We start from the raw sequence: 24,385 nt of genomic DNA on the forward strand, positions 1-24,385 counted from the left end.
CACCAATGCTGCTGACGAGCCGCAATCGCGAGCAAGCTCGCTCCCACAAGGGAATCGCCCACAGGGGAATCCGTGGTGTTCCTGGATCAGTGTTTCAACCGCTCGCCCAACACCTTCCCCACTTCCAGCGCCGACGCCGGGTTCTGGCCGGTGATCAACTCACGATCCATGACCACATGGGACGTCCAGGGGGATGTGTTGCTGCTGTATTGGCCGCCCGCCTGCGCCAACGCAATCTGCGGGTAGAATTTCATGCTCCCGCCACCTAGCAGCCCCTTGGCCAATTCTTCCTCCTGATTGCTGATCACCGTCATCTTGTACCCGGCATAGATCCAGCCGGCCTTGGCCGAGGCCTGGCCTTTGGCCGCCAACTGGCCAACGAAGCCCTGGGCATCGGTCATGGTCGACAGCAACGCGATCGGGCCATGGCAGACCAGCGCGGTGGTCTTGCCCTTGCCATGAAAATGCGTCAGCACCCGCCCCAGCGGCGCGCTCGTGAGCAAATCCTGCATCGGCGCATGTCCGCCCGGGATGTACAGGGCATCGAACCGGTCCAGGCCGATCTGCTCGACACGGGCCAGGCTGATCACCGGTGAGTCCTTGGCCGACGTGATCTTCAACTGCCCCAACAACGCCTGGTAACGCTCCAGCTCCGCCGAGTCATTGTTGAAATACATCTTGTCCACCGAGGAACGGTCCAGCGTCGGCGCCTTGCCCTCGGGCGTTGCGAACGTCACCTGGTGACCCGCCTCCAGCAAGAGTTTCACCGGTTGCAGCAATTCGTTGAGGTAGAACCCGGTGGAGAAGACCTGGCCATTTTTCAGGTCCAGATGATCGGCGTCCGACAGGACCACCAGCACGTTATCGGCATGGGCCGCGACGCTGATGCCTGCCAGAACGACAGACGTTGCCAAGGTAGTGAGTTTTTTCATGATGACTCCAGGACGCTTCGATAAAAGATGCGCTCACTGTATTGATGCGCTTAGCGGCGATAAACTGGCTGCCCGGAACATCACCTGGCCTCTGGAGGCAACAATGCCCCGTCGATTCGATCATCTGGCCGACGTGGAAGCCTTCGTCACGGTCGTGGAAAAAGGCACTCTCAGCGCTGGCGCCGTGGCGCTGGGAACCACGCCTTCGGTCCTGAGCCGCGCCATCTCCCGCCTCGAAGCCCGGCTCGGCGTGCAACTGTTGCGTCGTACGACCCGGCGGCTGAACCTGACCGATGCCGGTACGTTGTACCTGGAACAATCGCGCTCGGCCTTTGCCCTGATTGACGATGCGGAGCGGCGAATCCAAGGCCAGGACGGCGTCCTGAGCGGTCGCGTGCGCCTGAGCGTGCCGACCACCTACGGCCATTACCGCCTGCCGTCGCTGCTGTCGCGTTTCGTCCAGGCTTTTCCACAGGTTCGGGTCGAGCTGAGCATTACCAACCGTAATGTCGATCTGGAGGCTGAGGGGTATGACCTGGCGATCCGCCTCGGGCCATTGCCGGACAGCGGGCTGGTCGGCCGCAAGCTCGAAGACGCCCGCCTTTGCCTGGTGGCCGCGCCGCACTACCTGGCACGCGCCGGAACACCCCGGCACGGCGATGAACTGGCGGCCCACGCCTGCCTGCCCTTCGTGATGCCCAGCAGCGGACGCATCGCACCTTGGCTATATCGCGAAAACCAGCAAGATCGGGAATGGCTGCCGGCGGGCAATGTCCAGGTGTCCGACGATGTATTGGGCATCGTGTCCCTGGCCCAGGCCGGGATGGGAATCTGCCAGACCTATGAATTCATCGTCCGGGAGCGAATCGAGCGCGGGGAACTGGTGGTGTTGCTGGAAGACGTTGGCGGGCGCAGCCGACCGTTTTCAATCATCTATCCGCCCCATCGGCAATTGCCGGCGGCGGCACGGGCGTTGATTGATTTTCTGATTGGGCAATAGCTATAACACCGACCGGACCCTGTGGGAGCGAGCTTGCTCGCGATGGCGGAGTGTCAGGAGCATCGATATTGCTGATCCGCCGCCATCGCGAGCAAGCTCGCTCCCACAGGGGGTCTGGTGTGACTGCAGGATTTGCATTCCCCCCGCAGCCCTCCTGTGGAAAGCTTCCTTGCTGCTACAGGTTCTGGATTCAGTGGGCCGCAGCCGCCTGCTCTTCCATCTTCTTGCGCAGGCTCAGCGGGCGCATGTCGGTCCAGACTTCTTCGATGTAGGCCAGGCATTCCTTCTTGAACCCGCTCTTGCCAACGGTGCGCCAGCCCTCGGGCACGGCCTTGTAGTCTGGCCAGATCGAATACTGTTCTTCGTGGTTGACCACGACCTGAAAGACGATGTCCTCGCGGTCGAATACTGAAGTCATGGGTGTCTCTCCATCTATGCTCGAGGTTCGCTGCATCACATGCGCAGCCAGGATATGAAAGGAACGTATAGGGTCGGGTGAAAATTAACGATCGGTGATCGCCGCCTGCAGGGCTCGCCCGAAAATTTCGGCGACCCGGTCGATTTCCGCCCGGGTGATGATCAACGGTGGCAGGAACCGCACCACGCTACCCTGCCGACCGCCCAGTTCCAGGATCAGCCCGCGCTTGAGGCATTCGCGTTGCAGGCGTGGCGCCAGCTGTGCGTGTACCGGCGGATGGCCCAGGGCGTCCCGCTTACCCGCCGGATCAACCAGTTCAACGCCAAGCATCAGCCCGCGACCGCGGATATCGCCCAGTTGCGGGAAGTCCCGCTGGAGGATGTGCAGGTGCTCGCTCAAGCGTTCGCCCATGGCCGCGGCATGGGCCGGCAGGTCGTGCTCTTGCAGGTAGCGCATCACTGCGGAACCGGCGGCCATGGCCATCTGGTTGCCGCGAAAGGTGCCGGCGTGAGCGCCGGGCAGCCAGGTGTCGAGCCAATCGCGGTAAACCACCACCGCCAGCGGCAGGCTGCCGCCGATGGCCTTGGACAGCACGACCACGTCGGGGATGATCCCGGCATGTTCGAAGGCAAACATTTTGCCGGTACGGCCGAAGCCGCTCTGGATTTCGTCGACAATCAACGCCACCCCAGCCTGCTCGGTGATCCGCCGCAAGCCGCGCAGCCAGTCCAGGTCGGCGGGAATGACCCCGCCCTCGCCCTGCACCACCTCGACGATGACCGCCGCCGGCAATTGTACGCCGGCCTCCGGGTCGTGCAGCAGGTTTTCCAGGTAATGCAGATTGGCCTTGACGCCCTCGGCACCGCCCAGCCCGAACGGGCAGCGGTAATCATAGGGATACGGCATGAACTGCACGCCATTGCTGAGCAAGGCGCCCAAGGGCTTCTTCGGTCCCAGGCTGCCCATCAGGCTCAATGCGCCCTGGCTCATGCCGTGGTAACCGCCCTGGAACGACAGCACGGTGCTGCGTCCGGTGGCGGTGCGCACCAGTTTGAGGGCAGCTTCCACCGCGTCGGTCCCGGTGGGGCCGCAGAATTGGATCTTCGCCTCGGCAGCCAGCGGCGCCGGCAACAGGCCGAACAGATCCTGGACGAACCGGTCCTTGACCGGCGTGGTCAGGTCCAGGGTGTGCAACGGCAACTCATCGGCCAACACCTGCTGGATCGCTTCGATCACCACCGGGTGGTTATGCCCCAGCGCCAGCGTGCCGGCCCCGGCCAGGCAATCGATGAAGGTGCGGCCTTCGACGTCCTCGACGTACAACCCCTTGGCGCGCTTGAGGGCCAGGGGAATCCGCCGTGGATAGCTGCGGGCATTGGACTCCTGCCGACGCTGGCGAGCCAGCAGTGGCGATTCATTGAACTGGTAGAGCGTCTCGGCCGGCACGGGGCTGACCCGCGCCGGCTGTGCTTCGATAAGGCTGTTGGCGACTGACATCTCTCGACCCCGCAATAGGTAGTGACCCAAACGGCACACCGGGCAGGTGCGCATCCGGTCGGGGCGCACATGCAGGTTTCCTGTTGTGGAAACGCATCAGCCACGGGGGGATTTACTCTCGGACAACACTTTCGCCGTCGGCGCGATCAGTGGCTTGTGCATCGCGATGGCCTTGACCCCGCCAAGGGCAAAGGCCTCGGCGCTTTGCTCGAAGCCCAGGTGTCGATAGAAGGCCTGGCTGGAACGGGTGCTATTGAGGCGCACCCGGGCCACCCCGCGCCCGCGCAGCCAGGTCTCGATGTCTCCCACCAGCGCCTGGCCGACACCCCGGCGGAAGGATTCTGGTTGCACGTAGCAGAAGGCGATCCGGCCACTGGCCGTGGCCATGGCGACACCCGCCGGGCGACCCTGCAAACGTGCCAGGGTCAGGCGCAACCGTGGGTCGATCAGCCAGGGGCGAATATGCGCGAGGGTGTTGTGGCGCACCCAGGCGGCCACGACAGTGGGATCGTTGCGGTGTTCGGCGGCACACCCGACCCGGATGGAGCGCTCGGCGATCCGGCTGATGATGCCGGCATCGCTGGGCGTGGCCGTGCAGATTTCAATGAAGGTGTCCATGGCGCGGTTTTCCTCAGTCCTTGAGTCGAGCTGAAAAAAACATAGACCTGGATAACGCCAGTGCGCCAATGCCAGGTCGTTACAGCAGATGTACAACAACCACGCCGAGGTATTCCCAATACGCTTGGGGCTCAGCCTGAAACACTGTGGCGAGGGAGCTTGCTCCCGCTGGGCTGCGCAGCAGCCCCAAAGTCAGAGAGTGCGGTGGGTCTGGCGGTCCGCGGCGGTGGATCCAGGCCCGCTTCGCGGTCCAGCGGGAGCAAGCTCCCTCGCCACGCAAATCACCTACTTAACAACGGTTGCCTGCACCGGCATCGTCAATTCGACCCGCAACCCATCCGGGCGGCTGTCGAAATGCAGGCCACAGCCGCAACGCTGGACGATGGCCTGGACGATCGCCAACCCCAATCCGCAGCCGGTGCTCTGGCCGTTGCGCCAGAAGCGCTGGGTCAAGTGCTGGATGTCGTCGGCGGCGATGCCGGGGCCATGGTCGCGGACTTGGAAGCGCACGCGCTGGCCGATCATTTCCAGGCTCAGTTCCACATCGGTATCGTCCGGGGTATGGCGCAGGGCGTTATCCAGCAGATTGCGCAGGGCGGCGATAGAGAGCACCGCCGGCATCTGCACGGGTGCGTCGGACAGCCCTGGGGCCAGGTGTAGCTTGATGCGCCGGGACTCACTGCCGGCAGAGTCCTGGATCGCCAACCGCGCGACCTGCTCGGCGTTGCAGTGCACGCCATCGTCGAATGACAGGCTGCCTTCGACCCGCGCCAGCAACAACAACTGTTCAAGGGTGCGGTGCAAGCGGTCGGCGCCCTCTTCGGCCCGGGCCAGGGACTGGTCGCGGGCAACCCCTTCGGTCATGCGCGCCACTTGCAGGTGCGTCTTGATGGCGGTCAATGGGCTGCGCAGTTCGTGAGCGGCGTCGCCGGTCAGTCGTCGCTCGCGCTCGATGGCCTTGCCGATGCGCTGGAACAATTGGTTCTGGGTTTCCAGCAACGGCTGCAACTCGCTGGGCAGCGGATGGATCTGCAAGGGCTCCAGGGAATCGGCATTGCGCCGCATCAGCGCATCGCGCATGCGATTGAGCGGTGCCAGGCCCTGGCCGATGCCCAGCCACAACAGGCACAGGCAACCGAGCAGCGCCACCCCCACCGGCACCGAGGCGGCCAGTAATACCGACATGTTCAGGGCTTCGCGTTCGATCTGGCGGTCGGCGGTGGTGATGCGCAAGTCGCCCTGGGCCAGGGTGAAGCTGCGCCACGGCGTACCATCGATCATCTGGTCGTGGAAGCCCATCTTCTCGGCTTCTAGGACCTGTTCCGGGGTGCCGTGGCTGCGGGCCAGGATCTCGCCGCGCAAGGAGCTGACCTGACAGGCCATGCCGCCGGGAATGCTCAGTTGCTCGGCGCTGATATGCGTGCCGTCACCCTTCGTCGGCAAGGGCGGCAGTTGCTCCAGCAACCCGGCCACCATCCGCGCCGAAGCCACCAGGCGCTGGTCGAGGGAAAACATCATCTGGTTGCGCAGGTCGCTGAGCATCCACGCCGCGGCCAGGGCCCAGATCAGGGCGAAGGCCGCGCCGAGGGTCAGGCTCAGGCGCAGTCGCAGGCTCATCACTTGGACGACTCTCCGCCTTCGGCCGGCCCCAGGCGATAACCCAGGCCGCGCACGGTCTCGACAATACCGTTACCCAATTTACGCCGCAGGTGATGGATATGGACGTTGAGGGCGTTGCTTTCCAGTTCGTCGTTGAACCCGTAGACGCTGTCCTTGAGTTGCTCGCTGGACAGCACCCGGCCACGACTGTGCAGCAGTGCCTGCAACAGCGACTGCTCGCGCCGGGACAGATCCACCGGCTGGCCGTCGAGGGTGGTTTCCCGACTGCTGGGGTCGTAGGTCAGGCGACCGTGCTCGATCAGGTTGACGCTGCGCCCCGCCACGCGCCGCAGCAACGTGTGCAGGCGCGCCGCAAGTTCGCGCAGGTCGAAGGGCTTGAGCAGATAGTCGGCGGCGCCGGCCTGCAAGCCGTCGACCCGGTCGGTCACCGAGTCGCGGGCGGTGAGGATCAGCACCGGCGTCTCCAGCCCCTGCTGGCGCAATTGCTTGAGCAGCTTGAGACCATCTTCATCGGGCAATCCCAGGTCAAGCACCATGACATCGAACTCCGCCACGCCGACCATCGCCCGCGCCGCCGATGCGGTGGCGACGTGCTCGACCGTCAGGCCCTGCGCCGTGAGGCCGGCAACGATCCCGCTGGCAATCAACTCATCGTCTTCGCACACCAGTACATGCATGGTAAGCCCCGTGGAAAAAGGTACATTAGGCCGCCGGCCGATTAAGCCGACATTATGCGACGAGTCCGGCCAACATGGGCGATCATTGCTGCCTGCCGGTCGCCGCCGGGTTAATCGACGGTTAATCGCCAGCCGCCATTGTCCTCGTCACTTGTTCCGTTCTAAGGCTTTTATCCATGCGTCGATTGTTTTTGTTGTGGCTGTTCCTGATCTCGGGCTTGGCCCAGGCCGCCAATCCCTTCGAAACCAAACCCGATTTCCTGCCGGTGGAAAAGGCGTTCGCGTTGACTTCCGAACGTCTGGACTCCGGTGAAACACAGCTGTTCTGGCAGATCGCCGACGGCTACTACCTGTATCAGCAGCGCCTCAAGTTCGATGGGCTCAGCGAGGCCCAGAAACCGAAACTGCCGGAGGGCGAGGCTCACAGCGACGAGTTTTTCGGCGACCAGCAAGTCTATCGCCAGGCGCTGGAACTGAAGATACCCGCCGGTGCCACGGGCAAGATCAAGGTCGGTTTCCAGGGCTGCGCCGACGCCGGCCTGTGCTATCCGCCCCAGACGCAACTGGTAGACCTGGGCGGCAGCCCGTCGCTGGCAAACACTGGCGAGGCGCAGGATCAGGCGCTGGCCAGCGGCTTGCAACAGCGCGCGTTGGGCTGGAGCCTGCTGGTGTTTTTTGGCCTTGGGCTGTTGTTGGCGTTTACGCCTTGCTCGCTGCCGATGCTGCCGATCCTGGCGGGATGGGTGGTGGGCAGCGGCGCCGGCCCTCGGCGCGGCCTGGCATTGGCCGGCAGCTACGTGCTCAGCATGGCGCTGGTGTACGCCGCCATGGGCGTGCTCGCCGCGCTGCTGGGGGCGAATCTGCAGGCCTTGCTGCAGCAGCCGTGGTTGCTGGGTACCTTCGCGGCAATCTTCGTTGTATTGGCCCTGCCGATGTTTGGCTTCTTCGAACTGCAACTCCCGGCCGCCCTGCGTGACCGCTTGGAAAACGCCGGCCGTCAGCGCCGCGGTGGCAGCCTGGTGGGCGCTGGCGTTCTCGGGGCGCTGTCCGGCCTGTTGGTGGGGCCTTGCATGACCGCGCCACTGGCCGGCGCGCTGTTGTATATCGCCCAGAGCGGCAATGCGCTGCACGGTGGCCTGATCCTGTTCACCATGGGCGTCGGCATGGGCCTGCCACTGCTGTTGCTGGTGACCGTCGGCAACCGTTTCCTGCCCAAGCCCGGTGCCTGGATGAACCTGCTCAAGGGCGTGTTCGGCTTCTTGTTCCTGGGTACCGCGTTGCTCATGATCCGTCCGGTCATCGATGGCTCACTGTGGATCGGACTCTGGGGCGCGCTGCTGGTGATAGCCGCCTATTGCGCCTGGCGCCAGACCCAAGGGTTCGGGCGCGCGCCCTATCTGTGGGGCAGCGTATCGCTGCTGTTCGGGTTGTGGGGCAGCCTGCTGGTGGTCGGGGCGGCGGGAGGCAGCGCCGACCTGGGCAAGCCGCTGGAGGTCTACAGCGGTGCCCGGGGCAATGCGACTGCCGACGCCCACGACGCCTTCATCACCGTCAGCGAGCCCGCCGCCCTGCAACGGGAACTGGACAGCGCCAAGGCCCAAGGCCAATGGGTACTGCTGGACTACTACGCCGATTGGTGCGTGTCGTGCAAAATCATCGAGAAACAGGTGTTTGGCCGCGCCGAAGTCATGACCGCGCTTAAAGACGTACGCCTGCTGCGCCTTGATGTCACTGCCGACAACGCCGCCAGCCGAGCGCTGCTCCAGCGCTATCAGGTGCCGGGCCCGCCAAGCCTGCTGTGGATCGGAGCCGACGGAGAGGAACGCCGCGGCCAGCGCATCACGGGCGAGATCGATGCCAAAGGTTTCCTGGAACGTTGGAACCTGACCCGGGACGCAGGCTGATGCTGACTTTTACCCTGGGCACCTTTGCCATCGCTATCCATCACCTCCTGTTGATCAGCGCGTTGGCATTGGCGACTTTCATCGGCTGGCGAGTGGCCAAGCGCGGTGGCGAGAACCCCGAATCGGTGCTATTCGCGCTGTTTCTCCTCGGGCTGCTCGCCGCGCGGACAGGTTTTGTCGTGGCCTACTGGAGCCACTATCGGGACGACCTGTGGCAAATCATCGATCTGCGCGATGGCGGTTTCCTTGCATGGCCGGGGATCCTGGTGCTGCTGGCCGCGGCGCTGCTTTGGGCGCGGCGCCGACCAGCCCTGCGTCGGCCATTGGGCTTTGGTGTCGGCAGCGGCCTGCTGTTCTGGCTGGTGGCGACGATGTCGTTGACCATCTATGACCAGGGCACGCGGCTGCCGGAGCTCGAGCTACGCAACGCCGACGGCCAGACGGTCAAACTCACCGACTATCAGGGTGGGCCTCTGGTGGTCAATCTCTGGGCCACCTGGTGCCCGCCCTGCCGGCGCGAGATGCCGGTGCTGGAAGCCGCCCAACAGGAACGCCCGGACCTGACATTCCTGTTCGTCAACCAGGCCGAAGGCATGCACAGCGTCAGTACCTACCTCGCCACCCAGGGCCTGAGCCTGCACAATGTGCTGTTCGATGGCAGTGGCCGTCTCGCCCAGGCTGTCGGGTCAATGGCCTTGCCGACGACGCTGTTCTACGGCGCCGACGGCCGCCTGCTCGGCAGTCACTTGGGTGAACTGTCGGAAGCGAGCCTGGCCCGCGCCCTGGAAAACTTCGAAACGCCGGATCCGACCTCGGCGAACCCACTCCCTACAAGGAAACTGCCATGCCCCGCCTCCGCCACCTGCTGACCCTGGCTTTCGCCGGCGCGTTGCTGCAGGCACCGCTGCTTCACGCCGAAGACTTGCCAGCGGCCATCAAGAAGATCGAAGCCAAGGGCGCGAAGATCGTCGGCACCTTCGAAGCACCGGACGGCCTGCGCGGCTACGCGGCGCAATACCAGAACCGCGGGATGGCGCTGTACCTGACGCCGGACGGCAAACACGTTCTGCTGGGCAACCTGTACGACGCCGACGGCAAGGACTTGAGCGCCGAACCGCTGCAAAAACTGGTCTACGCCCCGATGGCCAAGGAAATCTGGGCAAAAATGGAAGCCAGCAACTGGATCGCCGACGGCAACAAGGACGCACCGCGCACGGTGTATCTGTTCAGCGATCCGAACTGCCCGTACTGCAACATGTTCTGGGAACAGGCCCGGCCTTGGGTCAAGGCTGGCAAGGTGCAGTTGCGCCACATCATGGTGGGCATCATTCGCGAAGCCAGCCCGGGTAAATCCGCTGCCTTGCTGGCCGCCAAGGACCCGGAAAAACCCCTGGCCGAGCATGAAAAGGCCGGCAAGGGCAGTCCGCTCAAACCGCTCAAGGACATCCCAGCCGCCATCCAGGCCAAACTGGACGCCAACCAGCAGTTGATGGACGAACTGGAACTGTCTTCCACCCCGGCGATTTTCTACCTGGATGAAAAAGGCGACCTGCAACAGCAGCAAGGCGCGCCGTCGCCGGACAAGCTGGTGAAGATTCTCGGGCCGAAGTGACCGGCACTCAGCGCAGATCCTTGTGGGAGCGAGCCTGCTCGCGATGACGGCGGGTCAGCTACGCAAAAACTCCAGCAACGCCTCGCTCACGAATTCCGGATTCTCCAGGTTGGAAATATGTCCAGCCTCGGGAATCAGCACATGGGAACACCCGATCAGCTCGGCCATTTCCAACGCCTCGGACGGTGGACGCGGCTTGTCCTGGTCGCCGCACATCACCAGCGTGCGCTTGGCGTCCAGTTCATGCAGGCGCGGCAGGATGTCGTCCCGGCCAAAAATGATCCGCCCCAGCGGCACGATGCTGTCGCGCAGGCGCTCGGTCGGCAACGCGGCCAAGGTGGCGCGGAACCGCTGGTAGAGCGCTGACTGCGGATCGATACCCGGCCGGAAGAAGATCGGCACGCCGATGTCCAGCAACGGCTCGGGGATACTGCCGCTGGCTTCGATCTTGTCGAACAGCGAGAAGTAGTAAAGCCGGGTCGGCTCAGGCTCGACACCGACGTAGGTGTCCATCAATACCAGCGACTGCACGCGCCCGGGCGCCGCCAGTGCCAGCCGCGCGCCCCACATCCCGCCCACTGAAAGCCCGACCAGGTTGAAGCAGTCAATATTTAGGTTATCCATCAATGCCAGCGTCTGGCGGGCCAGGTCGTCCAGGGAAGACATGCCTTCTGGCAAGCGTCCGGACTGGCCGTGGCCCCACAAGTCCAATGCGATGACCCGGTAATGCCGGGACAACACCTCGATCTGCGGCGCCCACATGCTGTGATCCCACAGATAGCTGCTGCCCAGCAGCACCACCGGGCCTTGGCCCTGGTCCAGATAATGGAGCGGTTGTCCGTCGATCATTGCAAAGGGCATCGGTGACCTCCTTGTTTGAGTCTGGAAAAAAGCCCTGGGGAGACTGAGCCGCCAGGCGCGAGGCGTCAACCTTGGGTTTTTTGCTGTTTGTGCCACCGCCATCGCGAGCAAGCTCGCTCCCACAGGGTTTTGTGATCGACGCAAATCCCATGTGGGAGCGAGCTTGCTCGCGATGAGGACATCAAAGACAGCGCAAAACTACATGCCTTCCAACTCCGCCATCAGGTCATTCAACCGATCCACCTTCTCCTCGGTCATCTCACTGGCCGCCAGCCCGTCGATGTACTCGGCCAGTTCCTGCACCGTACTGCACTCGAACATCGCCCGCAGCGGCACGTTGCGTTGCAGGGCCTTTTGCACCCGTGAGGCGATTTGCGGCGCCAGCAAAGAATGTCCGCCCAGCTCGAAGAAGTTGTCCTTCACCCCTACCCGCTCGACTTTCAGCACCTGGGCCCAGATGTCGGCCAGGGTCTGTTCCAGCTCATTGCTGGGGGCCTGGTAGTCCTGGCTGTGCAACTGGCCGATCTCCAGGGCCGGCAGGGCCTTGCGGTCCAGTTTGCCGTTGGCGTTGAGGGGCAGGCGGTCGAGCCACAGCCAGTGCAGCGGCACCATGTATTCCGGCAGTTCGGTCCGCAGGCGCTGCTTGATACGCTCCAGGCGTTCGGCGGGTTTCAGCGCCGAGTCGGTGGCCACGAGGTAGCCCACCAGATGTTTGCCATTGGCCCCCTCCTGCACGCCCACCGCGCCATCGCGCACTTCCGGCTGTTCATGCAACCGAGCCTCGATTTCCCCCAGCTCGATGCGGTAGCCGCGGATCTTCACCTGATGGTCGATGCGCCCGACGTATTCCAAGACCCCGTCGCTGCGCCGCCGCGCCAAGTCGCCGGTGCGGTACAGCCGTTCCCCCGGCGACCCGAACGGGTTCGGCACGAACACCGGGGCAGTGCGCAACGGATCGCTGACATAACCACGCCCGACCCCGGTGCCCGCCACGCACAACTCGCCCACCGCGCCCAGCGGCACCAGGTCCAGCGCGCCGTCGAGCAAATACAAACGGTTGTTGTCGGTGGGCGTGCCAATCGGCAAGTAAGTGCCGCGGGTCGACGCCTGATCGACGCGGAAGAACGCTACGTCGTCGGAGCATTCCGCCGGGCCGTAGGCGTTGACAAGGCCGATGTCCGGGTAGCGCAACAACCACTGGTGAGCCAGTTCCGGCGGCATCGCTTCGCCGGTGGGCAGCATCCAGCGCAGGCCGTCCAGACTGATGCGTTCCTGGGCGAGCATGCCCTGGATCAGCGACGGCACGCTTTCCAGCACGGTAATGCCCTGCTGTTGCACATGCCCTAGCAGCCCTTGCGGATCGTGGGCGATGGCGTTGGGCACTACGTCGACCCGGGCGCCGAACAACGGCGCGGCAAGGAACTGCCAGACCGAAATATCGAAGCTCTGGGAAGCCGTCTGGGCGATCACATCCGCCTCGCTCAGCGCCAGGTACGGCACTTTGCTCAGTTGGTTGTTGAGCATGCCCCGTTGCTCCACCATCACGCCTTTGGGCAGGCCGGTGGAGCCGGAGGTGTAGATCACGTAGGCGAGGTTGTCCGGCCCGCTGTAGACGCCAGGGTTTTGCGGGGAAAAGTCGCCGGCCTGGACGCTTTCCCACACCAGCAGCTTCGGCCGCCCGGAGCAGGCGAACTCATCCAACAAGGCCTGTGCCTGGGCCTGGCAGGCCTGGGTGCAGACCAGCAACGGCGTGCGGCTCAATTCGATGATGCGGCTCAGGCGCTGGCTTGGCAGGCCGGGATCCAGCGGCAGGTAACCGGCACCGGCCTTGAAGCTGCCGATGATCATGCCCAGCAACTCGGCATCTCGTTCGGCCAGCAGCGCCACCGGTTGATCCAGGCCGACACCGGCCGCAATCAGGGCGTGACCGAGGCGGTTGCTGCGGGCATTCAACTCGGCGTAGCTGTAGGTCGCGTCCGGGCAACTGACCGCCGGGCGTTGCGGATGGGCCGCGACCCGCGCCTCGAACATCTCGACGTAGCTCTGCTCCAGCGGATAAGCATGCTCGCTCTGGTTGCAGCCTTCGATCAGGAAAGCCTGTTCTTCGGCACCGATCAGCGGCAGCTCGCTCATATCGCCGTGCAAGCCCTCCATCAGCGCCAGCAGCAGCCGCTTGAACTCGCCCAGCAGGCCTTGGACGGTGCTTTCATCGAAGTAGCGCTGGTCGTACGAAAGGTGCAGCCCCAGGTCGTCTCCCGGGTAGCAGACCGCCGTCAGCGGGTAGTTGGTGTGCGTACGCCCCGAGGCTGAAGTGGCGTTGAGGCTTTGGGCGCGGTCCAGCACCGAAACCTCCACCGGCGCGTTCTCGAACACGAACAAGCTGTCGAACAATGGCTGGCCCTTGGGCAGTTCGCTGACTTCCTGGATGCTCACCAACGGCAAGTATTCGTACTCGCGCAGTTGCATGTTGCGGTCCAGCAGATCGCTGAGCCACTGGCGCACGCTGCTGCGCTGATGAACCTCGGGCATCTGCACGCGCAAGGCGATGCTGTTGATGAACAGTCCCACGGTGCGTTGCATCTGCGGCAGCTCCACCGGGCGCCCGGCCACGGTGACCCCGAACAACACGTCGCGGTCGCCGCTGACCCGGCGCAGTACCAGGGCCCATGCCGCCTGGGCGAAGGTGTTGACCGTCAGTTGATGGGCCTGGGCCAGCTCCCGCAGCCGCGCACCGTCCCGAACGTCGAGGCGGGTGTAGCAGTCGCCGACGATCATGCCGCCACTGTCACCGGCGTGCTCGCGCAGGAACGGCCGGTCGCCAGGGATCGGCGTGGTCCGCTCGAAACCTTGCAGGTTGTCCTTCCACCACTGCCGGGCTTCGTCCAGGCTCTGGTGCTGCAGCCAGCCGATGTAGTCGCGATAGCGCGGCGGCACGGCCAACTGCGGTTCGCGTTGTTCACCCAGGGCGGTGTAGACCTCGAAGAAGTCGTCCATTAGCAGCGAACGGCACCAGGCATCGATGAGGATGTGGTGATTGCTCATCATGAACCAGTAGCGTGCCGCGCCGACCCGGATCAGCCGCAAGTGGAACGGGGCCTGGTTCAACAGATCGAAACCGGCCTCGCGCTCATCCTTGAGCAGGGCCTGGAGCTTGGCTTCCTGGGCGTCTTCGGCCACCTCGGTCCAGTCGAGATAGTCCACTGGCGTGCGGCCGGGCTTGTGGATGATTTGCAGCATGTCTTCGCCAACGTTCCAGCAGAACGAGGCGCGCAAGGCTTCGTGGCGAGCGATGACCGCCTGCCAGGCCTGGGCGAAACGCTGCGGGTCCAGTTCGCTGTTGATGCGGTAGCGATCCTGCATGTAGTACAGGCCAGTGCCCGGCTCCAGCAGGGTATGCAGCAGCATGCCTTCCTGCATCGGCGTCAACGGGTAGACGTCTTCGATCTGCGCGGCCGGCACAGGCAGGCTGTCGAGCTGGCCCTGGGTCAGCTTCGCCAGGGGGAAGTCCGAAGGCGTCAGGCCGCCCGCCTCGTCCGTCAGGCAGTGTTCGATCAGGCGTTGCAACTCATCGAGGTAGGCCTCGGCCAGCGTGGCAATGGTCTCGGGCTCATGACGTTCGGCACTGAAGGTCCAACGCAACACCAGCTCGCCGCCGCTGACCTGGCTGTCGACGCTCAGCTCATTGGGCAGCGGCGCGGCGGGATCATGGATCGCTCCCAGCGGCGCATCCAGCGGCTGGAACAGCGCCTCCTGGCCCAAGGTCTGGTCGAGCTGGCCCAGGTAGTTGAAGGTGATCGCCGCGTGCGACAGGCCGGCCATCGCCTCGCGAGTCGCCGCGTCCGCCAGGTAGCGCAGCACACCATAACCGAGGCCCTTGTGGGGCACCGCGCGCAGCTGCTCCTTGATAGCCTTGATCGAGCCGCTGACGCTTTCGCTCGCGGGAGTCAGGCGCACGGGGTAGACGCTGGTGAGCCAACCCACGGTGCGGGTCAGGTCGAGGTCGTCGAACAGCGCTTCGCGGCCGTGGCCTTCGAGCTGGACCAGGGCCGAATCATGGCCGCTCCATCGGCACAACACTCGAGCCAGCGCCGTGAGCAGCAGGTCATTGACCTGGGTGCGGTAGGCGCTCGGCGCCTGTTGCAGCAGCTGCCGGGTGCGCTCGGCGTCCAGGCGCACGCTGACGGTTTGCCCGTGACGCTCCTGGCCTCCCCCCTCGGGGTTCGTGCACGGCAGCGCGACGTGCGCACCGCTCAACTGCGCTTGCCACCAACCGAGTTCTTCGCGCAGGGATTCGCTACCGGCGTAAGCCTGCAAACGCGCAGTCCAGTCACGCAACGGGCTGGTCTTGGCCGGCAGTTGCGCCTCTTGCCCGGCGACGAGCTGGCGGTAGACGGTTTGCAGGTCGTCCATCAGCACCCGCCACGACACACCGTCCACCACCAGGTGATGGATGACGATCAGCAACCGTTGCCGGCCATCCGGCGTTTGCGCCAACACGGCATGCAGCAACGGCCCGGTGGCTAGATTGAAACGGCTCTGCGCCTGGGCAAACAACGCTTCGCACGCTTGCGCGGTGTCCACGGATACCTGCTGCAACAGCACGGCGTCAGACAGCGGCTGGTGCTCGGCGCGCCAGTGCCCGGCGGTTTCGCCGAAGACCAGGCGCAAGGCATCGTGGTGCTGGAAGATCGCGTGCAGGGCCTGTTCCAGCGGTTGCGGGTCCAGGGCCGTGGTCGGTTCCAGCAGCAACGCCTGGTTCCAGTGATGCCGGTTGGGCATCGGGCGGTCGAAGAACCAATGCTGGATCGGCGTCAACCCGGACTCACCCTGCACCAGGCCCTGTTCGGCGTGCACCTGCTGGCTGCGTGTGGCAACGGCGGCCAGGGTCTGTACGGTCTGGTGCTGGAACAAGTCCCGGGGCGTGAAATGAATGCCCTGCTGCCGGGCGCGGCTGACCACCTGGATCGACAGGATCGAATCGCCGCCCAGTTCGAAGAAGTTATCGTTGAGGCCCACCTGCGTCACGTTCAGCACGTCGCACCAGATCGCCGCCAGGGTCTGCTCCAGGGCATTGCTCGGCGCCACGTAGTGTTGGCGATTGAGCTCAGGATCGGGCAGCGGCAAGGCGCGGCGGTCGAGCTTGCCGTTGGCGGTCAGCGGCATGCTCGCCAGCAGGATCAGGTGCGTGGGCACCATGTAGTCCGGCAGTTGGGCCTTGAGATGGTTCTTCAAGGCGTCGCGCAGGGTCGCTTGTTGCTCGCCGTCCTGGCTGGCGATGTCGCTCACCAGGTAGCCGGCCAGTTGCTTGCCGCCCGGCAGGTCGAGAGCCAGGACCACGGCCTCGCGCACCGTCTCATGTTCCAGCAGGCGGGTTTCGATTTCCCCCAGCTCGATGCGGAAACCACGGATTTTCACCTGATGGTCGATCCGTCCCAAATACTCCACCAGACCGTCGGCACGCTGGCGCACCAGGTCGCCGGTGCGATACAAGCGGCCGCCTTCGGAGGCGAACGGGGCGGCGACGAAACGCTCGGCGGTCATGCCCGGACGCTGGTGATAACCCTGGGCCAGGCCAGCACCGCCGACGTACAACTCACCCGTGGCACCTGGCGGCACCAACGCCAGGTCAGCGTCGAGGATGTAGGCCACCCGGGCACCGATCACGCTGCCAATCGGCACACTGGCCGCGCCCTCCTCCAATTGCTCGGGGGCCAGGCTCGCCAGCGGCATGACCACGGTTTCGGTCGGACCGTAGGCGTTGAAGAACAGGCTCGGGCTGAACGCTGCGCGAATGCGCTGCAAATGCTCGCCGGTCAGGGCTTCGCCGCCGGTGATGCACATGCGCACCGGCAAGGTCTGCCCTTGGGTCGCCAACCACTGCGCCAACTGACTGCCATAGCTGGGGGTGAAGCCGAGAATGTTGATGCGATGCTGGCGAATCAGCTCGCAGATCTCCTCGGCGTCCCACTGGCCTTGGGCACGCAGCACTACTTGGGCACCACTGAGCAACGGCACCAACAGGCGTTCGGTGGCGGCGTCGAAGTTGATGGAATAGAAATGCAGCTCGCAATCGTCCGGGCGCATGCCAAAGCGCTGGATCACCGCCTGGCAATGCATGGCGATTTCACCGTGGGACACCACCACGCCCTTGGGCTTGCCGGTGGAGCCGGAGGTGTAGATCAGGTACGCCTGGTGTTGCGGCAGGTTGATCAACGGCAGCGGGTGGTCCGGGTAGTGGGCCAAGGCCGCCGAGTCGTCTTCCAGGCACCAGCAGCCCACGCCCTCGGGCAAAGCACCCAGGGCCTGGAGCATAGCCCGATCGCTGAGCAACAGGCTGATGCCGCTGTCTTCGACCATGTAGTGCAGGCGATCCAGCGGGTATTCCGGATCCAGCGGCACGTAGGCACCGCCGGCCTTGAGGATCGCCAGCAGGCCGACGACCATTTCCAGCGAACGCTCCAGGGCCAGGCCGACCCGCACCTGTGGTCCGACGCCTCGCTCGCGCAAGTGCCAGGCCAGGCGATTGGCGCGGCTGTCCAGTTGCGCATACGTCAGGGTCTGCCCGGCGAAGGTCAGGGCCGGCGCATCGGGACGCGCCCGGGCCTGTTCGTCGAACAGTCCGTGGATGCATTGGTCGAGGCGATGCTCACCGGGCTCGACGCCCAGGCTGTCGAGCAATTGTTGCTGCTCGCCAGCCTCCAGCAACGGCAGCTCGCTCAACCGGCGGGCCGGATCGACCAGCAACGCTTCCAGCAGGTTACGCCAGTGCCCGGCCATGCGCGCGATGCGCGGCTCGTCGAACAGGTCGGTGCTGTAGGTCAGGCAGCAACCCAGGCGCTGGTCCAGCTCCGTGACTTCCAGGTTGAGGTCGAACTTGGTGGCCCGGGCGGCGTTGACCAGGTATTCGACGCTCATGCCGGCCAGCGTGCGGCTCTGTTGGAACTCCCAGCGCTGCACGTTGCACATCACTTGGAACAGCGGGTTGTAGGCCGCACTGCGCGGTGGTTGCAGGGCTTCCACCAGATGATCGAACGGCAAGTCCTGATGGGACTGGCCTTCGATGACGGTATGGCGGACCTGTTCGAACAACTCGCCCACCGACATTTGCCCGTCGAGTTGGCAACGCAGCACTTGGGTATTGAGGAACGCACCGATCAGCCCTTCGCTTTCCGGACGGATACGGTTGGCCACCGGCGCGCCGATGCGCAGGTCGGTCTGCCCGCTGTAGCGGTAAAGCAGCACCGCCAGGGCGGCGGTCATGGTCATGAACAGGGTCAGGCCCTGTTGCGCATTGAAGGCGCGGACCCGCGCCGCCAGTTCATCGCTCAGATCGAAACGGAACAATTCGCCGCGATGACTCTGCACGGACGGACGCGGGCGGTCGCCGGGCAGTTCCAGCAGCGGGTGTTCGCGGCCCAGTTGCGCGGTCCAGTAATCCAGCTGCCGCTGACGCTCGCCGGACTCCAGCCACTGGCGCTGCCAGACGCTGTAGTCCAGGTATTGCACCGGCAAGGGCTCGAGCGGCGACTCGCGGTCGTCGACAAAGGCTTCGTACAACGCGCTCAGTTCCCGGGCGAAAATGTCCATCGCCCAGCCTTCGGTGACGATGTGGTGCAGCGTCAGGACAAAGTAATGTTCATGCTCGGCGGTCTTGACCAGGCAGGCCCGTAGCAGCGGCCCGGTTTCCAGGTCGAATGGCTGGTGGGCCTCGCTGTCCGCCAGTTGCTGCACCCGCTGCTGGCGCGTGTCGGCGGCCAGTGTCGAGAAGTCCTTCCAGTCCATGCGCAGGCCCGTCTCGTTGTGCACCTGTTGGCGGGCCACGCCGTCGACGCTCGGGAACGTGGTGCGCAGGGTTTCGTGACGCAGGATCAATGCCTGCAAGGCCGCCTCGAAGCGCCCGACATCCAGTACCCCGCGCACGCGCGCCATGCCGCCGACGTTGTAGGCCGGGCTGTCCGGCTCCATTTGCCAGAGGAACCACATGCGCTGCTGGGAATACGACAGCGGCACCGGTTGACTGCGGTCGACCTGCTCGATGGCTGGCTGGCGGTTGGTCTGGCCGCTGGCCTGGATCAAGCGCACCTGTTCGGCGAAGGCTCCCAATTCACTGGCCTCGAACAGCGCCCGCAACGGCAGTTCCACGTCACAGGCCTGGCGAGTGCGGGAAATGATCTGGGTCGCCAGCAGCGAATGGCCGCCGAGGGCAAAGAAATCGTCCCGCAGGCCGATACGCGCCAGTCCCAGCACATCGCGCCAGATGCCGGCGATTTGCTGTTCGAGGGCGCTGACCGGCTCGACGTGCTCGCGCACCTGCCAGTGCGGTTCGGGCAAGGCGCGACGGTCGAGCTTGCCGCTCGGGCTCAAGGGCATGGTGTCCAGGCGCAGCAGTTGGGCCGGCACCATGTAGTCCGGCAGCTCGGCGGCCAGGGCGGCCTTGAGTCGACTATTCAACTCGTCCTGACCTTGAGCGACATCCGGCGCGGTGTAATAGCCGATCAGTTGCGGGCCGGCCGAGGTGTCGCGCACCAGCACCGCCACTTGGGCGACGCCGTCCTGGGCCAGCAGGCACGCTTCGATTTCCTGCGGCTCGACCCGGAAGCCGCGCAGCTTGACCTGCTGGTCGAGGCGGCCGAGGTATTCGATCACACCGTCGGCGCTCCAACGGGCGCGGTCGCCAGTCCGGTACAACCGCGCCCCGGCCGGGCCCAAGGGGTCGGCGACGAAACGCTCGGCGCTCAGGCCCGGACGTCCGAGGTAACCCCGGGCCAGGCCCAGGCCGCCGATGCACAGCTCGCCCGGGACACCGGCCGGCACCGGATTGAGGTTGCTGTCGAGCACCCGGCACAGGACGTTGCCCAAGGGACGGCCGATGGGCGAGCGCTCGCCATCGGCTTCGGTGCACTGCCAATGGGTGACGTTGATCGCGGTTTCGGTCGGGCCGTAGCGGTTGTGCAACTGCACCGACGGCAGTTGCGCCAACACCCGGTTGCGCAACTCGGCCGACAAGGCTTCGCCACCGGAAAACAGCCGGCGCAGGCTAGCGCATTGGCCACTCAGGGGTTCATCGATGAACAGGCTGAGCAACGGCGGCACGAAGTGCAGCGTGGTGACGCCAAACTGCTGCACCAACTGGGCGATGCGGTGCGGGTCACGGTGTTCGCCGGGGCCGGCCAGCACCAGTTGGCTGCCAGTGATCAGCGGCCAGAAGCATTCCCAGACCGACACGTCGAAACTGATGGGGGCCTTTTGCATCAGCACATCGCTGGCGTCCAGCCCGTAGTTCGCTTGCATCCATTGCAGGCGCTCGGCCAGGGCCGCGTGGGTGTTGCCGACGCCTTTGGGCTGGCCGGTGGAACCGGAGGTGTAGATCACGTAGGCCAGGTGATCGCCGTGCAGGTGCAGGCCCGGCGGATTGCTTGGCCATTGCTCCAAGTGCAGGGCGTCCATGGCGATGACACTGACGCCGTCGCACGCCGGCAAACGTTCGAGCAGCGCGGTTTGAGTCAGCAGCAGATCGACGCCACTGTCGTGGAGCATGTAGGCCAGGCGGTCGGCCGGGTAGTCCGCATCCAGCGGCACATAGGCGCCGCCGGCCTTGATGATGGCCAACACACCGATGAGCAACTGCGGCGAACGCTCGGCGGCAATCGCCACGCAGACATCCGGGCCAACGCCCTTGTCCCGCAGGTAATGGGCCAAGCGATTGGCCTGGGCGTGCAGCTCGGCATAATCGAGTTGACCGCCGTCCCAGCGCAACGCGATCCGTTGCGGCGTGCAGCGGGCCTGCTCGTTCAGCAGCTCCGGCAGCCATTGACTGGCCGGCGCGCACGGGGCCGCGCTCCATTGCTGCTGTTGGCGGTGCTCATCGGCGGTCAACAGCGGCACGTCGCCAATGGCTTGCTGCGGATCGGCACAGACCGCCCGCAACAGGTTGCAGTAGTGCTCCGCCAGGCGGGCGATGGTCGTCGCCTCGAACAATTCGTCGGCGTAGTCGAACGACAGGGTCAAGCGACCGTTGCGATCTTCTTCGCTGTGCAGTTGCAGATCGAACTTGGCTTCGCGGCTGTGCCACGGCAACTCTTCGGCGAGCAGCCCCGGCAGGCGTCGCAAGGCGCTCAGGTCACGTTGCTGGTGGTTGAACATCACTTGGAACAAGCCGTGCTCGCGCGCCTCGGGAAACGCTTCGAGCAGTTGTTCGAACGGCAGGTCCTGGTGAGCCTGGGCACCCAGCGTGGCTTCCCGGGCCTGGGCCAGCAGCGCGGCGAACGATTGCCGGGAATCGACCTGCCCACGCAGGACCTGGGTGTTGATGAAGAAGCCGATCAGCCCCTGGGTTTCCAGGCGCGGACGGTTGGCGTTGGGCACACCGATGCGCAAGTCGGATTGCTCGGTGTAACGCTGCAACAGCGCCTGGAAGGCGGCCAGCAACAGCATGAACGGCGTCGCGTCATGGGCCTGGGCCACTTGGCGCAGGGCCTCGCCGAGGTCCTTGTCCAGGCGCAAACTGTGCCGCGCGGCGCTGCGTTGGCGTTGAGCGCTGCGTGGATGATCGGTGCCCAACATCAGGGCCGAATGTTCAGCGCCCAGTTGCTGCTTCCAATAGCTCAGTTGACGCTCGGCCTCGCCCTCGGCCAGCCACTGGCGTTGCCAACTGCCGGAGTCGGCGTACTGCAAGGGCAATGGCGCCAGCTCGGCGACCTGCCCTTGGGAAGCGGCGGCGTACAAGCGGGAGAACTCTTCGATCAACACATTCATCGACCAGCCATCGGCGATGATGTGATGCAGCGTCACCAGCAGTTGATGGTCATCCTCGTCGAGGCGCAGCAGGGTGACCCGCAGCAGCGGTCCCTTCTCCAGATCGAACCGCGTGGCCGCCTCGTCTTCTCGAACCTGTCGCGCCCGGGCTGCGCGCGAGTCGGCAGGCAGGTCGCCAAGGTCGATGACATGCAGCTCGAACTCGCCGGCCGGATCGACTTGTTGCAGGGCCACGCCATCGCGCTCCAGGAACCGTGTGCGCAGGGATTCATGACGCTCGATCAGTCGCTGGAAGCTGGCGCGCAAGGCGTCTTCGTCCAACTCGCCGCGCAGGTGCAAGCCACCGGGAATGTTGTAGGCGCGGCTCGTCGGGTCGAGCTGCCAGGTGATCCATAAACGGTTCTGCGCCAGGGATTGCGGCAGTGGCGCGTGGCGCGGCAACGCGCTGATGGCGCCCCGGGCCTGGCCGCCGCCCTGCTGCTGGTTCGCCACCGCTGCCGCGAACGCGGCCAGGGTCGGGGCTTCGAACAGCAGGCGCAGGTAGAGCGCCAGTCCGAGGGGTTCACTCAATCGCGCAATCACCTGGGTGGCAGCGATGGAGTTGCCACCCAGCAGGAAAAAATGATCATCAGCCTGGACTTGCTCGACCTGTAGCTGCTCTCGCCAGACCTGGCCGATGAGGGTGTGCAATTCGCAGGACTGCGCGGACTCATCCGCCACGGTGACTTCGGTTGACGGGGTTACTTCGGCTGAGGGGAACTGGGCATAACTGTCCAAGCTGCCGTCGGCCAATCGGGTGCGGCAGGCCGAGCGCTGCAACTTGCCGCTGGAGGTCTTGGGCAACGCGCCGGGATTGAGCAGCACAACCACGCTTGGGGCTTGCTGGCAGGCCTCGGCCACCGCCTGGCGAATGAGCTTGATCAGGGCTTCCGGCGGCAGGATTTTCTGCACGCTGCGGCTGATTTCCGCGGCGATGCCGATGCCTTCCTCCCCCCCGTCGTTGACCGAGAACGCCGCCACCCGGCCCTTGCGCACCACCTCCACTTCACGCTCGATGGTTTGCTCGATGTCCTGGGGATAAAGGTTGTGCCCGCGCACGATCAGCAAGTCTTTCAGGCGCCCGGTGATGAACAGTTCACCGCCGCGCAGGAATCCCAGGTCACCGGTGCGCAGCCAGGTCCGGCCGTCGTGCTGGACAAAGGTCTTGGCGCTGGCTTCAGGGTTGCGCCAATAGCCCAGGGCGATGCTCGGCCCGGCGGCCCAGACTTCACCGACCTGATTGTCGGCCAATGGCTGCAACGTCGCCGGCTCGACGACCAGCACCGCGTGCCCGGGCTGACTGACACCACAACTCATCACCGCGCTGCCCTGCCCCGGCTCGACCCGGTTTTGCGCCAGTGCCGCCTCAACCACCCGCAGCGAAGGAATGCCATGGTGGCGTGGCGTGCCGGCGACGAACAAGGTCGCTTCGGCCAGGCCGTAGGAGGCCATGAAATTATCTGGCGTGAAGCCGCACGGGGCGAACTTCTCGGCAAATCGTTCCAGGGTGTCGAGGCGAATCGGCTCGGAGCCGGAATAGGCCACGCGCCAGCCGCTCAGGTCGAGACGCTGCAGGGCTGAATCACTGACCCGCTCGCTGCATAACCGGTAGGCGAAATCCGGACCACCGCTGATGGTGCCGCCGTATTCGCTGATCGCTTCGAGCCAACGCAGGTGGCGGGCCAGGAAATAAGCCGGGGACATCAATACACAGGGAACGCCACTGAACACTGGCTGCAACAGGCCGCCAATCAGGCCCATGTCGTGGTACAGCGGCAGCCAACTGACGATCACATCGTCGGGGTTCAGGTCGATGCCGAAGCCATGGCGGATCAGCAATTCGTTGGCCACCAGGTTGCCGTGGCTGACCTGCACGCCCTTGGGCAATGCAGTGGAACCGGAGGTGTATTGCAGGAAGGCAATGTCATCGTCCTGCAGCATCGGCATCCGCCATTGTCCGGCGCGGGCCGGGTCGAGGGTATCGACGCACACTACCGGTGGCGCCGATTCGATGGCTTGCAGCGGTTCGCGCAGGTCGCTGCTGGTGAGCAGCAGGCGCGGTTCGGCGTCCTTGAGGATCGACAACAGTCGCTCTTGATGGTGGCGACGAGTGGATTCCGGCGGATAGGCCGGCACGGCAATCACCCCGGCGTAGAGACAGCCAAAGAACGCTGCGACGTAATCCGGGCCACTGGGGAACAGCAGCACCACGCGATCGCCCAGCGCCGCGTCGGCCTGCAAGGCGCTGGCGATGGTCCGGGCGCGCAGGTCCAGGTCGCGATAACTCACCACCAAACCCTGCCCAGGGGTGTCGGCAAGGAAGCGCAGGGCCACCCGGTCCGGCGTCAGCGCGGCACGGCGCTGGAGGGCATGAGCCAGGGTGCTGGGGAGTTCGAACGCGTCGGTCATGGGGGTTTCCTGCCTGAATTCGGCTTGCAAGTTGTCCCCCATG

Annotated in this window: 12 protein-coding genes; 4 read left to right on the forward strand and 8 right to left on the reverse strand. The window is 64.9% G+C overall.

Features of this window, described 5'->3' with window-relative positions; translation table 11 throughout:
* Nucleotides 1-86: 86 nt before the first annotated feature.
* Complete coding sequence (locus tag HGO40_RS06210; RefSeq protein WP_250962320.1) at nucleotides 87-932, reverse strand: type 1 glutamine amidotransferase domain-containing protein; 846 nt, start codon at nucleotides 930-932, stop codon at nucleotides 87-89.
* A gap of 103 nt (nucleotides 933-1,035) precedes the next feature.
* On the opposite strand from HGO40_RS06210, the gene HGO40_RS06215 reads away from it, so the two are divergent.
* On the forward strand, nucleotides 1,036-1,932 hold the full coding sequence (locus tag HGO40_RS06215) for a LysR family transcriptional regulator (RefSeq protein WP_250962321.1): 897 nt from the start codon (nucleotides 1,036-1,038) through the stop codon (nucleotides 1,930-1,932).
* A 190-nt stretch (nucleotides 1,933-2,122) separates the two neighbouring features.
* On the opposite strand, the gene HGO40_RS06220 is transcribed toward HGO40_RS06215, so the two are convergent.
* The 5 genes from HGO40_RS06220 to HGO40_RS06240 all read right to left on the reverse strand — a co-directional run bounded on the left by HGO40_RS06220 (nucleotide 2,123) and on the right by HGO40_RS06240 (nucleotide 6,762).
* Nucleotides 2,123-2,350, reverse strand: a complete 228-nt coding sequence (locus HGO40_RS06220) for an MbtH family protein (protein ID WP_063322270.1) — start codon at nucleotides 2,348-2,350, stop codon at nucleotides 2,123-2,125.
* Between the two features lie 84 nt (nucleotides 2,351-2,434).
* Nucleotides 2,435-3,847, reverse strand: a complete 1,413-nt coding sequence (locus HGO40_RS06225; RefSeq protein WP_250962322.1) for an aspartate aminotransferase family protein — start codon at nucleotides 3,845-3,847, stop codon at nucleotides 2,435-2,437.
* A 96-nt stretch (nucleotides 3,848-3,943) separates the two neighbouring features.
* Complete coding sequence (locus tag HGO40_RS06230; RefSeq protein ID WP_250962323.1) at nucleotides 3,944-4,465, reverse strand: GNAT family N-acetyltransferase; 522 nt, start codon at nucleotides 4,463-4,465, stop codon at nucleotides 3,944-3,946.
* Nucleotides 4,466-4,750: 285 nt separating this feature from the next.
* On the reverse strand, nucleotides 4,751-6,085 hold the full coding sequence (locus tag HGO40_RS06235; RefSeq protein WP_250962324.1) for an ATP-binding protein: 1,335 nt from the start codon (nucleotides 6,083-6,085) through the stop codon (nucleotides 4,751-4,753).
* Nucleotides 6,082-6,762 (reverse strand): response regulator, encoded by a 681-nt coding sequence (locus HGO40_RS06240; RefSeq protein ID WP_250962325.1) that lies wholly within the window; start codon nucleotides 6,760-6,762, stop codon nucleotides 6,082-6,084. The genes HGO40_RS06235 and HGO40_RS06240 overlap by 4 nt, the downstream gene beginning before the upstream one ends.
* Nucleotides 6,763-6,938: 176 nt before the next feature.
* Here HGO40_RS06240 and dsbD point away from each other — a divergent pair, with 176 nt between their 5' ends.
* From dsbD to dsbG, 3 genes are read left to right on the forward strand one after another with little or no spacing between them, the layout of a single operon-like run.
* The gene (dsbD, locus tag HGO40_RS06245; RefSeq protein ID WP_250962326.1) at nucleotides 6,939-8,666 is read left to right on the forward strand and encodes a protein-disulfide reductase DsbD; all 1,728 of its coding nucleotides are present in this window, start codon (nucleotides 6,939-6,941) and stop codon (nucleotides 8,664-8,666) included.
* Complete coding sequence (locus HGO40_RS06250; RefSeq protein ID WP_250962327.1) at nucleotides 8,666-9,535, forward strand: TlpA family protein disulfide reductase; 870 nt, start codon at nucleotides 8,666-8,668, stop codon at nucleotides 9,533-9,535. Before dsbD ends, HGO40_RS06250 begins: the two co-directional genes overlap by 1 nt.
* Nucleotides 9,511-10,278 (forward strand): thiol:disulfide interchange protein DsbG, encoded by a 768-nt coding sequence (dsbG, locus tag HGO40_RS06255; RefSeq protein WP_250962328.1) that lies wholly within the window; start codon nucleotides 9,511-9,513, stop codon nucleotides 10,276-10,278. The genes HGO40_RS06250 and dsbG overlap by 25 nt, the downstream gene beginning before the upstream one ends.
* Before the next feature lie 54 nt (nucleotides 10,279-10,332).
* On the opposite strand, the gene HGO40_RS06260 is transcribed toward dsbG, so the two are convergent.
* The gene (locus tag HGO40_RS06260) at nucleotides 10,333-11,139 is read right to left on the reverse strand and encodes an alpha/beta fold hydrolase (protein ID WP_250962329.1); all 807 of its coding nucleotides are present in this window, start codon (nucleotides 11,137-11,139) and stop codon (nucleotides 10,333-10,335) included.
* A 198-nt stretch (nucleotides 11,140-11,337) separates the two neighbouring features.
* Entirely contained in the window at nucleotides 11,338-24,342 is a 13,005-nt protein-coding gene (locus HGO40_RS06265; protein WP_250962330.1) for a non-ribosomal peptide synthetase, read from the reverse strand.
* Nucleotides 24,343-24,385: the final 43 nt, after the last annotated feature.

It is taken from the genome of Pseudomonas sp. CG7, from assembly GCF_023701885.1.
GTDB lineage: Bacteria > Pseudomonadota > Gammaproteobacteria > Pseudomonadales > Pseudomonadaceae > Aquipseudomonas > Aquipseudomonas zanjanensis.

Bases quoted from the DNA above. Each gene is read 5' to 3' on its own strand.
- HGO40_RS06210 (WP_250962320.1), bottom strand. From the start codon at position 932: ATGAAAAAACTCACTACCTTGGCAACGTCTGTCGTTCTGGCAGGCATC.
- HGO40_RS06215 (WP_250962321.1), top strand. From the start codon at position 1,036: ATGCCCCGTCGATTCGATCATCTGGCCGACGTGGAAGCCTTCGTCACG.
- HGO40_RS06220 (WP_063322270.1), bottom strand. From the start codon at position 2,350: ATGACTTCAGTATTCGACCGCGAGGACATCGTCTTTCAGGTCGTGGTC.
- HGO40_RS06225 (WP_250962322.1), bottom strand. From the start codon at position 3,847: ATGTCAGTCGCCAACAGCCTTATCGAAGCACAGCCGGCGCGGGTCAGC.
- HGO40_RS06230 (WP_250962323.1), bottom strand. From the start codon at position 4,465: ATGGACACCTTCATTGAAATCTGCACGGCCACGCCCAGCGATGCCGGC.
- HGO40_RS06240 (WP_250962325.1), bottom strand. From the start codon at position 6,762: ATGCATGTACTGGTGTGCGAAGACGATGAGTTGATTGCCAGCGGGATC.
- dsbD (WP_250962326.1), top strand. From the start codon at position 6,939: ATGCGTCGATTGTTTTTGTTGTGGCTGTTCCTGATCTCGGGCTTGGCC.
- HGO40_RS06250 (WP_250962327.1), top strand. From the start codon at position 8,666: ATGCTGACTTTTACCCTGGGCACCTTTGCCATCGCTATCCATCACCTC.
- dsbG (WP_250962328.1), top strand. From the start codon at position 9,511: ATGCCCCGCCTCCGCCACCTGCTGACCCTGGCTTTCGCCGGCGCGTTG.
- HGO40_RS06260 (WP_250962329.1), bottom strand. From the start codon at position 11,139: ATGCCCTTTGCAATGATCGACGGACAACCGCTCCATTATCTGGACCAG.
- HGO40_RS06265 (WP_250962330.1), bottom strand. From the start codon at position 24,342: ATGACCGACGCGTTCGAACTCCCCAGCACCCTGGCTCATGCCCTCCAG.